The following is a 12,911-nucleotide window of genomic DNA, read 5'->3' as shown; positions in this document are numbered from 1 at the left end:
GGCAAACGGGATTATCCAATTGCGACGGGGATCCCTCCCGTCACCCCGCCGGAAACGTGGGTGGTGGTGAAACTTTAGGTGTTGATGGTACAGAAGTAGCCATGACAGATCTCCTCAATAATCAAGATGATCTTAAAGTCATTCGGAGTGAATCGACGGTTTCCTGCTCAAATGATGAAAAAGAGGGTATACATGTATCGTTAAGGAGGTTGATTACATGAGTCGTGCTGAAGACTTTTTAGCATCTTACCACCGTATTGAAGACTACTTGAGTCGAGAAATGGGAAATGGTAAGCATTTTAGTTTTAGCAATATGGTGAATCGTCTTGCGAAACAAAATCCAATCATCGACCGCTATAAAGAAGATTTACATCAAATGAGTCAACTGCGAAATGCCATCGTCCATGAGCGGCGGGAACCTGATTTTATTATCGCAGAGCCACATGAGTCGCTCGTTGAATTGATTTTAGAAGTGGAGCAAGAGCTGCTTCATCCCCGTCTCGTCATTCCTTTATTTGCGAAATCGGTGGTGACGTTTCAGTCCGAAGATTTTTTGACGGAAGTGCTTCGAGAAATTCGTGATAAGAATTACTCACAGTTCCCTGTATATCACGCCAACGGCTCTTGGCGTGGTTTGTTGACGAAAAAAGGAGTGACAAGTTGGCTGGCCGAAACCATCGACGGAACCAACTTATCACTCAAAGGAGTTCGCGTGAAACATGTGCTTCATCACGACCCGCATATGCATCGGTATCGATTCATTCAAAAAGACACGACGGTCATCGAGGCGCAACACAGCTTCACTCAAATGAAAGAAGGTGCGCGCTACGACGCACTTCTTATTACGAAGACGGGTAGTCCGGATGAACCGCTACTCGGCATCATTCGTCCTCAAGACTTATTGAACGCTCTCCGTTGATGCGAGATGCTCGATGGCGACATCATATTGAGTCACAGTATTGCCGAGGACGATTGGTTTTACTTCCGACGTCCCGTCATCTCGTTTCTTATGGGCGTGCTTGTAGGCATTGCTGTCGCGCCAGTTCTCAAAGCTTGCCGCATCACGCCATGTGGTCATGATGACGACATGATCCATCGCCACATCGGACGTATCCGTCAACACTTGCATCCGGACAAAGCCATCCATCGCTTCGATTCCTTTTGTCGTTTCGAAGCGTGCTTTGACCGCATCGGCTTTTCCTTTTTCAACATCTAGTTTGTTCATCACAATCCACATCACACATTTCCCCCTATACGAATAAGATGACTCCATTATAACTTGAATGGGGAAATGCTTGAAAAAGGATGCTCACTCAACGTTTGCTCCACCATTCTTCAAACGTCCAGTTCTTCTGCTTCATCATCGTCGCTTCATTGACCCCGACATAACGCAAATGCCAAGGCTCGTAATTGTATCCGGTAATTTTTTCTTTTCCTTTCGGATAGCGGACAATGAATCCATATCGATGGGCGTTTTGAATCATCCACTTTCCTTCAGGCGATTGGTCAAAGGAGGCATATAACCCTAGACGCATCCGTTGACTCGTCATATCAACCGCTAGACCGGTTTGATGTTCACTGTGACCGGGACGTGCCACATATTTTGAAGCGTATGCGACTCCGCGAGTATTGACGTAATAGGCATAGAGCGATTTTTGGGTCGAGTAAGATCGGTAGGCGCTAAGGGCGTATAACGTATGACCTTGCTTTCGACCTGCGTAATACAGTTTCGCTAGCGCGTAAGCGGCTTCCGCTGTCATCAATGTACGTTCGCTTCCTTTTTGATAAACAGTTGGGACGGTTAAGGTGACAAGTTGTGGGGAACGATAAGTGGACGGGAGACCATATTTTTTGTTGACGAGTCGTAAACGGTCGGCAGAAGGCATTTTAGGTATACCGGCTCTTAAGTTGGCAGATGGAGTGAAGTATTTCGTATTTCCGATGTAGACGTTCGACCAGCTTCGGTTATAAGTGGTGTAACGAACAGGGACATTCGTTCGTAACGTCTTTAGTACGGGAGAAGATTGCATCGCCCGACCGTATAAATAGGTTGTTTTGATTGTATAGCCTGGTTGTGGGGACGATGATGCCGCTGTCACCGGCGACGTCTGAAACAGGAGCAGACAAATGATCAAAATACGCAGGGACTTCATGGCGAAACGCCTCCTCATGAGTTAGATGATGTTCCTTTTCCCGTTTTCTTGATGGACTGAGCATCTTTTATCCATCTTTAGGTCGGATAAGGATACAGCTTGGGTCCGATGAAACGAGGTACCAAATCAGATACAATAAACATAACGAATGAAATCGTAGAAAGGAGTGAGCGAATGGAAGTCTTATTTGGATTACCACTGTTATTGCTCGTCCTGTTCTTTGCCTTTTTATACTTTAATATTAAAGGGCTATCGAATATGTGGAAGGACTACAATCGAACGAAATCGATGATTCCGTTAGGTTTTTTCATCATCGGAATTATCGGGATTTTCACAGGAGTTTGGACGTGGCTTGTCATCTTGATTTATTATGCCATCCGACCGAAAGACTAAACACTGTATGCAGACGCATACGGTGTTTTTGCTATACTAAGGACGAGGTGTTGAGATGGAAAAGTTAATAAAGGCATGGTTTATCGTGACGTTGATCACGTTTGGAATCTTTAAGCTCGGCGAAGTGATGACGACCCCTTATTCGGAGACACCGAGTGAAGGGAATCTGTACTGGATTGCTCTCTTGATCGGATGGCCGTTTCTTTTATTGTTCATTTGGGTCACCATCCGTTTGACGCATCGAGTCGTCGCATCCGTCCGACCGATTGGAAAGATTGGGTTAGCAATCGGAAGTTTCATCATGGCCGCCATCGCTTGGATGACGAATCACTCTCAGGCAGTGTCTCTTCGAGAAGGGATTCGTTTGTCAGCCAATGAGTCGTACGCAGAAGGATGGAATCAATTCACAAATATCATTTACATGAACCAGCTGACGTTCTTTTTTCTGACAGTCGGCTGTATGGGAGTCGGAATTCTCTTATCATTCTTCCTAAACAAAAAACAGCGAGAAGAAGCCGTGTGAGCTTCCTCTCGCTGTTTTCATAAACGCTCTTGATAAAGACGGGCGTAGCGATCAGCCGCGATGATCGCGTCTGCAACTTCTTCAGGCGTGACATCGAAACCGCTATGAATCGTTTCGCCTTCTGCCGTGGCCGCCTTCCCGACTTTCAAGATATCTTCTCGAGACGCATCCTTTAATTTAATATCTTCGAGTGTGACCGGTAAGTCGAGCGCCATATAAAAGGCAACATATTGCTCGAATTCTTCTTGAGGACGCCCTTCGAGTGCGAGTTGTACGAGTGTTCCGAAAGCAACTTTTTCACCGTGCGTCAAATGGTGGATGTCTCCTTCTAACGCGGTGAATCCATTGTGAATAGCGTGGGCCGCAGCCAAGCCACCGCTTTCAAAGCCGAGACCGCTTAATAGTGTATTGGCTTCAACGATGGCTTCGAGCGCAGGCGTCACAACTTTTGCCTTGACGGCCTCATACGCCTGAATGCCGTACGTGAACAGAACTTCTTCACATCGTTCAGCAATCGCTTCCGCCGCAAGCGTCGGGACACCACCGGCCATCGTCTTGCCTCCAAATGTAAGGACGCTTCGCACTTCGACCCACGTAGCCAATGCATCGGCAATACCTGACGCAAGGAAACGTGGCGGCGCCTGTGCAATCAACTCGGTGTCCACTAAAACGAGATCTGGATTCTTTTTATAGAACCGATAGCTTTCGAAATTACCTTCATCTGTATAAATGACCGACAATGCGCTTGTCGGCGCATCTGTAGAGGCGATGGTCGGTACAATGACGATGCGGGCATCCAATTCATCTGCGACCGCTTTTGCCGTATCGAGCGTCTTGCCGCCACCAAGGCCGATAACGAACGCTGTACCGTTCTCTTTAGCGTCTGTGGCGATGCGAGTAATCTCATGCTTTGATGCTTCTCCGACAAAATCTGCTTTTGTCGCCTTGATATCACTCGACTGCAGAGACTGTGTCACGCGTTCGCCTACTAAATCCCACACGATATCATCCGCTATGAGTAAAGCGTTTGAACCGAAGTGAGTGACAAACTCTCCGATGCGATCGATCGTTTGTTTCCCTTGCACATACTTAGCCGGACTGATGAAAATACGTTCTGACATAGTGAAATTCATCCTTTCCTATTGGGTTTATTGTAAGTGCTTACAACGACATCATACTACAGTTTGTGAACGAATGGCCGTGAAGATTACATGAAGATTGGCAACTGACCGAGCACAAGTAACAGGATGATGATGGCGACGACAATGAGAAACCCCCAATCATTTATTCGTTTCGTCATAGCGGATGTCTCCTTCATAGGGCGAAATAGCAACTCACCTTCAGTATAGAAGGTTAAAGGAAAAAGGCAGGATGAATAAATCACCAGGTTAAAAAAAGAACTACCTTATGACATCGAAGCAGCTCACCGGGTTTAACAGATGATGAATCGGGAACATTAGAGTCGTATGTTGATTTTTTTGAAGGAGGAATTGAGTATGTCGAAACATGTACTGATTGTCACAACGTCAGCGAATCAATTATCAAATGGTCATGCAACGGGACTTTGGCTTGAAGAGTTTGCCGTTCCTTACTTATTGTTTGAAAAAGAAGGATACAAAGTGACGGTCGCAAGTATCGAAGGTGGAGACGTGCCAATCGATGCGAATAGTTTAGAGGATGGCTTGTCAGAAGATATATTAAATACGCGTGAATTGCTCAAAGATACGGCTCGCCTCGATCAAGTGGCAGACGAACCATACGATGCCGTTTATTTACCAGGAGGTCACGGGACGGTCGTTGATTTCCCAGGAAATGAAACGTTACAACGCGTTGTCCGCAACGTATACGAAAATGGCAATATTGTCGGGGCGGTTTGCCACGGACCCATTGGATTGGTCAATGTGAAGCTCAGCAACGATGAGCCGCTCGTTAAAGACAAACAAGTGACAGGATTCACTGACGCTGAAGAAAAAGAAATGCAACTTGATTCTGCTGTTCCGTTCTTACTCGAGACGGGATTACGTAATGAAGGTGGACAGTTCAAGGGAGCTGACAATTGGGCGGTGAACGTGGTTGTTGACGATCGACTCGTTACTGGTCAAAACCCTCAATCTTCTGAAGCGGTCGGGAAAGAGCTTGTCAAATTACTCGGATAATATATCAAGCAACTTCGATGATTCGAAGTTGCTTTTTTTAATATTGGACATATGTCCTATTCAAGTCATTTTTCTTTTCGTAAAGTCATACGGAGAGAAAGGGGGATGACATGGGAATTCTATTCGCTGTATTATCTGGGACATTTATCGCCCTACAAGGAATCTTCAACGCGAAATTGGGAGATGCGGTAGGGGCGTGGATGTCTGTCACGATCGTCCACTTTGTCGGACTTCTGTTAGCGCTCGCCATCTATTTTTTTAATCGAGACGCAGATTTAACTGCCTTTAAACGCGTACCTTGGTATTATAGTTTGGGTGGACTATTCGGTGTATTCGTTGTATTCGGCGAATTGACGGCGATTCAACAGTTGGGTGTGACGTGGGCAATCTGTGTATTGCTTGTGGCACAATTAGTAGGAGCCTTTATCATCGATTTGAACGGTTGGTTTGGTGTCAAACGGAAGCCGGTCAACACGGGACAGGTCATGGGACTCGTCTTGATGATCTTTGGTATCGGGATTTATACATTTGCGTAAGGAGTTCAATTTTAATGATGAATATTATGGATGCACTGACACGATTGCAGTGGAATCATCTTTTTTCGACCGAAACGCTCGAGGCATCGTCGGTGGTCACGTATGCATCCGGAACGATGCTCTGTTCAAACGATCAACAGATTGAATCCTTGTTCGTCGTACTCGAAGGACGCGTCAAAATTTATACGCTCAGTGAAGAAGGGAAGTTGCGTCTGCTACGTTTGAAGGCTGCCCCGACGCTCATTGGAGATATCGAGTATGCGAGTGGACGTAACGTCTTGCATACGGTTGAAGCGGTCGGTCCGGTGACGTGTTTGCGAATCCCGTTTGAAACACTTCGACATCATAACCGAACGGTCGAATTCACGGAACATCTGTTACGAGGTGTGTCGGAAAAGCTATTCATCGAGGCGAACGCCTCATCCAATCACCTCATGTCGACACTAGAAGAACGATTGGCCGGTTATTTGATTTCTCTTAGTGAATCCGAGAACGAACTGTTTCAAGCCGAGATGAGTCAATTGAAGCGCAAAGAAGTTGCGGAATGGCTTGGGACGAGCTATCGTCACTTGAACCGGACGCTACAAGCATTTGTCGATGAGGGATTAGTGAAACGAACGAGAAAAGAAGTCATCATTTTAAATAGTGAGCGATTGAAAGAACGTGCGAACGGCATGTTTTATGAGTGAGGAGAGGTCATATGCTATTTGGTATTATCTGTTCGGCTGTAGCTGGGGCATTTATTAGTGTACAGGCGGCGGTCAACGCGAAAATGAATACAAATTTAGGGGCCTGGGCCACCACGGTATTAGTCTTTATCGTCGGTCTGGTCGGATCCATCATCCCGTTGTTATTATTTGGAGGAAATCTTGCCGGATTACGTGAGCTATCTCCAATCTATTGGCTCGGTGGATTGCTTGGGGTCGGTGTCGTTTATTGTGTCATGCGGAGTATCCAGTTACTTGGACCAACGTTGTCGGTGTCGCTCATTCTCGTGTCACAACTCATTTGGGCGTTACTCGTCGATTTGTATGGAGCCTTCGGGATGCCTCAAATCACGTTATCGGCTGGACAAATTGTAGGGCTCACCATCCTTCTTGTCGGGGTCATTCTCTTTAAACAGTCTCAGACAGCGGCCATCGCCAAACAAGCAGTCAACGAAGCTACTTCATGAGGAGTGGCTATTTTTTTGAGTAAAACGGGTACAGGTTGGTAACGATTTTTTGTTAAAATGAAGCGGTATGGTTTAAAAAATAGCTGAGGTGATGAAAAAAGTGGATTCTTCCATAGTGATTGATTTGTTGATTGTTTTGTTTTTGATTGTGTTGAACGGGATTTTTGCGATGACAGAAATTGCGCTCATCTCATCGAAACCTGCAAAACTTGAGGTTGAAGCAAATCGAGGGAAACGAAGTGCAAAGATTGCACTCCATTATTCGAAAGACCCGACAGATTTGTTGTCGACCGTTCAAGTCGGAATCACATTAATTGGGATTATTAACGGGGCCTACGGGGGTGCGCGCTTCTCGGCACCACTCGCCTCTGCGTTTGAACAAGCCGGAATGAGTGCACAGTATGCCGGAACGATTGCTTATGTGGTCGTTGTAACGATTATTACGTATCTGTCCTTAATCATCGGTGAATTGGTGCCAAAGCGAATTGCGCTTGTGTCTCCTGAAAAAGTCACGATGGCAATCATCCCTTCACTTGATTTATTCAGTAAAGTGATGAAGCCATTCATTTGGATTTTATCGAAATCGACACTCTTTTTGTTCAAGCTGCTTGGCTTGAAAGCAGAACAAACGAGCGGTGAGACGGAGCTTGAGATTAAACAGCTTCTCTTTGAGGGGGCACAGCAAGGCCAGTTCGCCCATGAAGAAGTACAGCAAGTCGAACGCGTCTTTGCGTTTCACGATCAATTGATTTATGAACTCATGCAACCTCGGACGACGCTTGAGTGGGTCGATTTAGAAGATGATATGGATGATATCAAGAAGTCGATCTATGAAAGTAAACATAACAAGTTACCGGTCGGTCGCGACTCGCTCGACGATTTTGTCGGATATATCGATGTCCGTGACATTTTGACGTTACCGACATTACGTGAGCCATCACAGATTTTGAAGCGCATCAAGCAACCGCTCATCGTTCCGAAACAACGAGAGGCGAGCCAAGTACTTCAGATGATGCAGAAAAATGGTGTCGAGATTGCCTTCGTCTTAGATGAATACGGTGGATTCCTTGGCATGGTCACCTTGTTCGATATTTTGGAAGAAATCGTCGGAGAAGTCATGATTGAAGAGGATACACCGGAAGTGGTACGTCGCGAAGATGGGTCATATTTAGCGGACGGTTTGCTTGGAATCGAAGATTTGAAACGAACGTTTGAGATTCGGGATAACCGATTCGACGAAGGGCGCAACTCGTATCACACACTTGCCGGACTCGTCATTTATGCACTCGGCGATTTCCCGAAACGGGGCGATGTGGTCGAAGCGTATGGACTTCGCTTTGAAGTCGTAGATATGGACGGAAAGCGTGTCGACCAAGTGCTTGTCTCAGAACTACAAGAACCAATCACAGAAGAGGACTGATGCGGTCGCATCAGTCCTCTTTTTCATGTGTCATCCATGTGCGTTGTAAAGCGCCTAACAAGACGTGAGCCGTGTGCAACATCGCCCGTTCATCCACATCGAAGCGAGGATGATGATGAGGGAAGATTGCTGAAAGCCCGGGATTCCCTGCCCCTGTGAAGAAAAAGCTACCGGGGACATGCTCGACATAGTAAGCGAAGTCTTCCCCGACCATGAGCGGGGACATTTCGATGACACCGTCTGCCCCGACGACATCCATCGCGCTCAAGCGGACGAGTTCTGTTTCGGTCACATGATTCACGACAGCAGGATACCCTTTTATATACTCCAATTCGTAATCGGCATCACTCGCCTCACAGACAGAACGGATGATTCGTTCCATATCGGAGATGATTTTTTCTTGCGTCTCCCGAGTGAATGTCCGCACGGTACCAGATAACTTCGCTTCTTCGGCAATGACGTTGAACGCTTGCCCGGAGTGGAGCGTCCCGATAGTCAACACGGCAGGTTCGAGTGGGTCGATACGTCGACTGACAACTTGTTGGAGATGATTTGCTACGTTTACGGAGACCATGAGGGCATCGACCGTATGTTGTGGAATCGCACCGTGCCCACCTGTTCCTTTAATCGTCAATTCAAATCGATCGGCTGCGGCCATGATAGGACCTGTTTTGACACCAACTGTTCCAAAAGGGAGCGGTGTCCAAATGTGCGCACCATAAATATAGTCCACATTGTTGAGGCATCCGTCTTCAATCATCGGTTTGGCACCACCTGGAGATAATTCTTCGGCAAATTGGTGAATCAATACGACGTCTCCAGGAAGTGACACCTCGGTTAATACTTTCGCGAGGACGAGAAGTGTCGCTGTATGGGCATCGTGTCCACAAGCATGCATGACGCCATTTACTTTTGAACGATATGGAACGTCTTTCACATCTTGAATGGGAAGAGCATCAAAGTCAGCGCGTAACGCGATGGTCGGACCGTCACCGCCTTTGATTCGACCGACGACACCGTTTCCGCCAACATGTTCACGTACTTCGATCCCAAGTTCACGGAGGTACGAGGCGATCTTTTTTGGTGTTTCGACTTCTTGAAAAGACAGTTCCGGATATTGATGAAAATGACGTCGCAGGGATACCATTTCTTCAAATAACTCCGTCAAGCGTATTTCAGCATTCGTGACAGTCATTGCGTACACTCCTTTGTGATCAACGCATCAAGAATTGCAACCATTTGCAGATTTTTTTGAAAGTTAAGCTTATCTTATATGAGTAAAGGGAATTAATACAGGAGAAACTGAAGAAATGAGGTGCCAACATGGGGTGGATTATTGCGATTGTAGCAGTTGTCGTGCTCGTACTCATCTATTTTTCGATGTACAACGGGCTCGTCAAATATCGAAATTGGGTCGACGAGGCGTGGGCTCAAATCGATGTGCAATTAAAACGGCGTTATGACTTGATTCCGAATTTGGTCGAAACGGTGAAGGGCTATGCAAAACACGAGCAAGAAACGCTTGCGAAGGTCGTTGAGCTGAGAAACCAGCTCGGAGAAAAGTCGAATCGCCAAGACCAGATGGCGGTGAACGATCAGCTGAGCGGGGCGCTGAAAAACTTGTTTGCGCTTCGTGAGGCGTACCCGGACTTGAAAGCGAATGAGAACTTCAAGATGTTGCAGGAAGAATTGACACAGACGGAAAACAAAGTGGCGTATTCGCGCCAGCTCTATAACAATACGGTCATGAAGTATAACACAAAAATCGAATCGGTACCGACGAATATCATCGCGTCCGTCCACCACTTTGAAAAGCGCGATATGCTCGAGGCGCGTGCCGAAGAGCGCGAGAACGTTCGCGTCTCGTTTTGATGAATCGAGGTGGCACGTATGCTCCTCTATGAACAAATTCGAAAGAATAAAGTGAAGACGGTGTTCATCGTGACAGGATTCGTTTTATTCGTCCTTCTCGTCGGAGCAGCCATCTCCTACGTCAATTATGGGGATGCGATTCCAGGGTTGATTTTCACACCCGTCTTTTCCTTGTTTTATGTCGGTATCGTCATCATGTCGAGTACGAACATCGTCATGAGAATGAACCGGGCGCAAGAAGTGACTTCGGTAGAAGAGCACCGCTTTTTATGGCATACGGTCGAAAACATGGCGATGGTCGCGCGAGTACCGATGCCTCGCATCTTTATCATCAATGATTCGTCACCGAACGCATTTGCGACCGGACTGAAACCAGAAAAGGCGGCCGTCGCCGTCACGACCGGGCTGTTGGATCAACTGTCGCGTGAAGAAGTGGAAGGTGTGATTGCGCATGAGGTCGCACACATTAAAAATTATGACGTGCGACTCTCGACGGTCACGCTCGCACTCGTGTCAGTGATCGCCATCATGAGTGATATCGGGTCGCGCATGTTATTTTTCCGGAGTATCAGTGGAGGACGACGTGACCAAAATCAAAATCCAATCTTTCTCATCATTGGACTCGTTTTGTTGGTGTTGGCCCCGCTTATTGCAATGCTCATCAATATGGCGATTTCACGTAATCGTGAGTTTCTGGCAGATGCGAGTGGAGCGGAACTGACCCGTAACCCGGATGCACTCGCCTCGGCGCTTGAGAAGATTGCAAACGTGGAGACGCCGGTCGAGCAAGCGTCGAGTGCCTCGGCACCGCTTTACTTCTCCGATCCACTTAAAAAGAAAGTGAGCGGTCTGTTCTCGACGCACCCCGATCCAGTGGAGCGTATTTCCCGACTTCGTCAAATGTAAGAAGGGCCTGTCCGTTGCGACAGGCTCTTTATGTTACACTGAACTGGGAAAATAAGGGGGGTAGATGATTTGAGTAGAAATATGTACATAGGTTTAGGAGTTGCTTTACTAGTCGTATTGTTTTTATTAGGACTAGTACCATATACAGTGCAGGTAGTGCTTAAGGTGTTCATGTGGCTCACGCAGTACATCTTGCCGTGGATTTTCCTCTATTATTTCATACAATTCTATAAACGCTATGCGGCCAAACAAGAAAAGCCACCTGAATGAGGTGGCTTTCGACGTTTATCCAGCGCGGTGGCTACGGATTTTTTCAATCTCATCGAGGACGAACTGAACGTTTGTCCCGACGATGACTTGAATATGGTTTGGACTGACGACTTTGATTCCTGGAATACCGGCTTTCTTGATTTGATCTTGGTTGACCGTATCCATGTCTTTGACATCGACGCGTAAGCGTGTGATACAAGACTCGATTCCCGTGACGTTTCTGTCACCACCAAGACCGTCATAGATCATATTCGCCATGGCTGAGAATTCGTTACCAGAAGCTGATGCGACCGGTGCGACTTTCGTTTCGCCGTCTGTCGTTTCACTTGCAACCGCATCAACGACTTCATCCGATTCACGACCTGGTGTTGCTAAGTTGAGCTTCACAATCATGAAGCGGAAGATCGCGTAGTAAATGACTGCAAACACGAGACCTTGAACGAGTAACATGTACGGTTGGTTCGCGAGCGGCAAGCGTGAACTCAACACGAAGTCAACCAATCCTGCACTGAATCCGAACCCGGCTGTCCATTGGAACGTTGCCGCGATGAAGAGCGAGATTCCTGTAAGGACGGCGTGTACAAGGTAAAGAACAGGTGCGAGGAACATGAATGAGAACTCGAGTGGTTCTGTCACACCAGTAAAGAATGAAGCAAATGCAGCTGCGAGAAGAAGTGAGGCCGCTTGTTTCTTACGCTTTGTCTTCGCTGTGTGGTACATCGCAAGTGCTGCGGCCGGAAGACCGAACATCATGATTGGGAAGTAACCGGCTTGATACATCCCCGTCACACCTTTTTCACCTTCACCTGACCAGAACTTTCCGATATCGTTAATGTCGGCGACATCGAACCAGAAAACAGAGTTGAGGGCGTGGTGGAGACCCGTTGGAATTAAGAGACGGTTAAAGAAGCCGTAGAGTCCGGCACCGAATGCGCCAAGTTTTGAAATCGATTCTCCAAATCCGACGAGACCTGTATAGACGAACGGCCAGATGAAGTAAAGGGCGACCGATACGAGAATCATCGAGAAGGCTGTCATGATTGGAACGAGACGCTTTCCACTAAAGAAGGCGAGAGCATCAGGTAGTTTGACTTGACTGAATCGGTTATACATGGAAGCGGCGACGAGACCGGATAGAATCCCGACGAAAGCATTCCCAATCTTACCGAATGCTGGGTTGACGGCTTCTACATCAATTCCTTGGAACAACGCAACCGTTCCCGCAGAGAGAAGCGTGGTGACAGTCAAGAAGGCAACAAGTCCGCTAAGTGCTGCTGAACCGTCACGGTTTTTGGCCATCCCGAGGGCGACCCCGACTGCGAAAAGAATTGGAATGTTATCGATAATGGCGGCACCCGCTTTAATTAAAAATGCAGCGGCAATGTTTTCAGATCCCCAGCCGACTGGGTCAATCCAATAACCAATCCCCATGAGAATGGCGGCAGCCGGAAGTACGGCGACCGGTAACATGAGAGAACGTCCGAGACGTTGGAAAAAGTTCATCATTG

Annotated in this window: 15 protein-coding genes; 10 read left to right on the top strand and 5 right to left on the bottom strand. The window is 47.1% G+C overall.

Going from position 1 to position 12,911, the window contains the following annotated elements; all coding sequences use genetic code 11:
• Positions 1-217: 217 nt before the first annotated feature.
• The gene (locus KNO95_RS10890) at positions 218-919 is read left to right on the top strand and encodes a CBS domain-containing protein (protein ID WP_026824643.1); all 702 of its coding nucleotides are present in this window, start codon (positions 218-220) and stop codon (positions 917-919) included.
• Here the strand turns inward: KNO95_RS10890 and KNO95_RS10885 are convergent.
• Together KNO95_RS10885 and KNO95_RS10880 are read right to left on the bottom strand one after the other, a co-directional pair.
• On the bottom strand, positions 899-1,237 hold the full coding sequence (locus tag KNO95_RS10885) for an antibiotic biosynthesis monooxygenase (protein WP_214700854.1): 339 nt from the start codon (positions 1,235-1,237) through the stop codon (positions 899-901). The two genes, KNO95_RS10890 and KNO95_RS10885, sit on opposite strands and share 21 nt — an antisense overlap.
• Positions 1,238-1,313: 76 nt before the next feature.
• Positions 1,314-2,153, bottom strand: coding sequence for a M15 family metallopeptidase (locus KNO95_RS10880; protein ID WP_214703593.1), 840 nt, complete (start codon positions 2,151-2,153; stop codon positions 1,314-1,316).
• A gap of 174 nt (positions 2,154-2,327) precedes the next feature.
• Here KNO95_RS10880 and KNO95_RS10875 point away from each other — a divergent pair, with 174 nt between their 5' ends.
• Positions 2,328-2,546 (top strand): hypothetical protein, encoded by a 219-nt coding sequence (locus KNO95_RS10875; RefSeq protein WP_026824640.1) that lies wholly within the window; start codon positions 2,328-2,330, stop codon positions 2,544-2,546.
• 55 nt (positions 2,547-2,601) lie between these two features.
• Positions 2,602-3,069, top strand: coding sequence for a hypothetical protein (locus tag KNO95_RS10870; protein ID WP_026824639.1), 468 nt, complete (start codon positions 2,602-2,604; stop codon positions 3,067-3,069).
• 17 nt (positions 3,070-3,086) lie between these two features.
• Here the strand turns inward: KNO95_RS10870 and KNO95_RS10865 are convergent, their stop codons facing one another.
• Positions 3,087-4,190: a glycerol dehydrogenase gene (locus tag KNO95_RS10865; protein ID WP_026824638.1), complete on the bottom strand. Its 1,104-nt coding sequence runs from the start codon at positions 4,188-4,190 to the stop codon at positions 3,087-3,089.
• Positions 4,191-4,565: 375 nt separating this feature from the next.
• Between KNO95_RS10865 and KNO95_RS10860 the strand changes: the two genes are divergently transcribed.
• From KNO95_RS10860 to KNO95_RS10840, 5 genes are all read left to right on the top strand, one after another.
• Entirely contained in the window at positions 4,566-5,225 is a 660-nt protein-coding gene (locus KNO95_RS10860; RefSeq protein WP_026824637.1) for a type 1 glutamine amidotransferase domain-containing protein, read from the top strand.
• A 110-nt stretch (positions 5,226-5,335) separates the two neighbouring features.
• The gene (locus KNO95_RS10855; protein ID WP_214878999.1) at positions 5,336-5,761 is read left to right on the top strand and encodes a DMT family transporter; all 426 of its coding nucleotides are present in this window, start codon (positions 5,336-5,338) and stop codon (positions 5,759-5,761) included.
• 14 nt (positions 5,762-5,775) lie between these two features.
• On the top strand, positions 5,776-6,450 hold the full coding sequence (locus tag KNO95_RS10850) for a Crp/Fnr family transcriptional regulator (protein ID WP_214703594.1): 675 nt from the start codon (positions 5,776-5,778) through the stop codon (positions 6,448-6,450).
• Between the two features lie 11 nt (positions 6,451-6,461).
• Positions 6,462-6,935, top strand: a complete 474-nt coding sequence (locus tag KNO95_RS10845; protein WP_026824634.1) for a DMT family transporter — start codon at positions 6,462-6,464, stop codon at positions 6,933-6,935.
• Positions 6,936-7,026: 91 nt separating this feature from the next.
• Complete coding sequence (locus KNO95_RS10840; RefSeq protein WP_034770728.1) at positions 7,027-8,355, top strand: hemolysin family protein; 1,329 nt, start codon at positions 7,027-7,029, stop codon at positions 8,353-8,355.
• Positions 8,356-8,365: 10 nt separating this feature from the next.
• On the opposite strand, the gene KNO95_RS10835 is transcribed toward KNO95_RS10840, so the two are convergent.
• Complete coding sequence (locus tag KNO95_RS10835; RefSeq protein ID WP_214703595.1) at positions 8,366-9,550, bottom strand: amidohydrolase; 1,185 nt, start codon at positions 9,548-9,550, stop codon at positions 8,366-8,368.
• A 128-nt stretch (positions 9,551-9,678) separates the two neighbouring features.
• Here KNO95_RS10835 and KNO95_RS10830 point away from each other — a divergent pair, with 128 nt between their 5' ends.
• Together KNO95_RS10830 and htpX are read left to right on the top strand one after the other, a co-directional pair.
• Positions 9,679-10,227, top strand: coding sequence for a LemA family protein (locus KNO95_RS10830; protein ID WP_015880351.1), 549 nt, complete (start codon positions 9,679-9,681; stop codon positions 10,225-10,227).
• 18 nt (positions 10,228-10,245) lie between these two features.
• Positions 10,246-11,133, top strand: a complete 888-nt coding sequence (gene htpX, locus KNO95_RS10825) for a zinc metalloprotease HtpX (protein ID WP_214703596.1) — start codon at positions 10,246-10,248, stop codon at positions 11,131-11,133.
• A gap of 285 nt (positions 11,134-11,418) precedes the next feature.
• On the opposite strand, the gene nagE is transcribed toward htpX, so the two are convergent.
• Positions 11,419-12,909 carry an N-acetylglucosamine-specific PTS transporter subunit IIBC gene (nagE, locus tag KNO95_RS10820; protein ID WP_214703597.1) on the bottom strand — a complete coding sequence of 497 codons (1,491 nt, stop codon included), beginning with the start codon at positions 12,907-12,909 and terminating at the stop codon, positions 11,419-11,421.
• Between the last annotated feature and the right edge of the window lie 2 nt (positions 12,910-12,911).

This window comes from Exiguobacterium sp. ERU653 (genome assembly GCF_018617775.1).
In the GTDB taxonomy this organism is placed as follows: Bacteria; Bacillota; Bacilli; order Exiguobacteriales; family Exiguobacteriaceae; genus Exiguobacterium; species Exiguobacterium marinum.
Note: the sequence above shows the minus strand (reverse complement) of the source record. Positions and strands in the feature narration are given on the sequence as shown.

Bases quoted from the DNA above. Each gene is read 5' to 3' on its own strand.
- KNO95_RS10830 (WP_015880351.1), top strand. From the start codon at position 9,679: ATGGGGTGGATTATTGCGATTGTAGCAGTTGTCGTGCTCGTACTCATC.
- htpX (WP_214703596.1), top strand. From the start codon at position 10,246: ATGCTCCTCTATGAACAAATTCGAAAGAATAAAGTGAAGACGGTGTTC.
- KNO95_RS10870 (WP_026824639.1), top strand. From the start codon at position 2,602: ATGGAAAAGTTAATAAAGGCATGGTTTATCGTGACGTTGATCACGTTT.
- KNO95_RS10840 (WP_034770728.1), top strand. From the start codon at position 7,027: ATGAAAAAAGTGGATTCTTCCATAGTGATTGATTTGTTGATTGTTTTG.
- nagE (WP_214703597.1), bottom strand. From the start codon at position 12,909: ATGATGAACTTTTTCCAACGTCTCGGACGTTCTCTCATGTTACCGGTC.
- KNO95_RS10865 (WP_026824638.1), bottom strand. From the start codon at position 4,190: ATGTCAGAACGTATTTTCATCAGTCCGGCTAAGTATGTGCAAGGGAAA.
- KNO95_RS10885 (WP_214700854.1), bottom strand. From the start codon at position 1,237: ATGTGGATTGTGATGAACAAACTAGATGTTGAAAAAGGAAAAGCCGAT.
- KNO95_RS10855 (WP_214878999.1), top strand. From the start codon at position 5,336: ATGGGAATTCTATTCGCTGTATTATCTGGGACATTTATCGCCCTACAA.
- KNO95_RS10850 (WP_214703594.1), top strand. From the start codon at position 5,776: ATGATGAATATTATGGATGCACTGACACGATTGCAGTGGAATCATCTT.
- KNO95_RS10875 (WP_026824640.1), top strand. From the start codon at position 2,328: ATGGAAGTCTTATTTGGATTACCACTGTTATTGCTCGTCCTGTTCTTT.
- KNO95_RS10880 (WP_214703593.1), bottom strand. From the start codon at position 2,153: ATGAAGTCCCTGCGTATTTTGATCATTTGTCTGCTCCTGTTTCAGACG.
- KNO95_RS10845 (WP_026824634.1), top strand. From the start codon at position 6,462: ATGCTATTTGGTATTATCTGTTCGGCTGTAGCTGGGGCATTTATTAGT.
- KNO95_RS10890 (WP_026824643.1), top strand. From the start codon at position 218: ATGAGTCGTGCTGAAGACTTTTTAGCATCTTACCACCGTATTGAAGAC.
- KNO95_RS10835 (WP_214703595.1), bottom strand. From the start codon at position 9,550: ATGACTGTCACGAATGCTGAAATACGCTTGACGGAGTTATTTGAAGAA.
- KNO95_RS10860 (WP_026824637.1), top strand. From the start codon at position 4,566: ATGTCGAAACATGTACTGATTGTCACAACGTCAGCGAATCAATTATCA.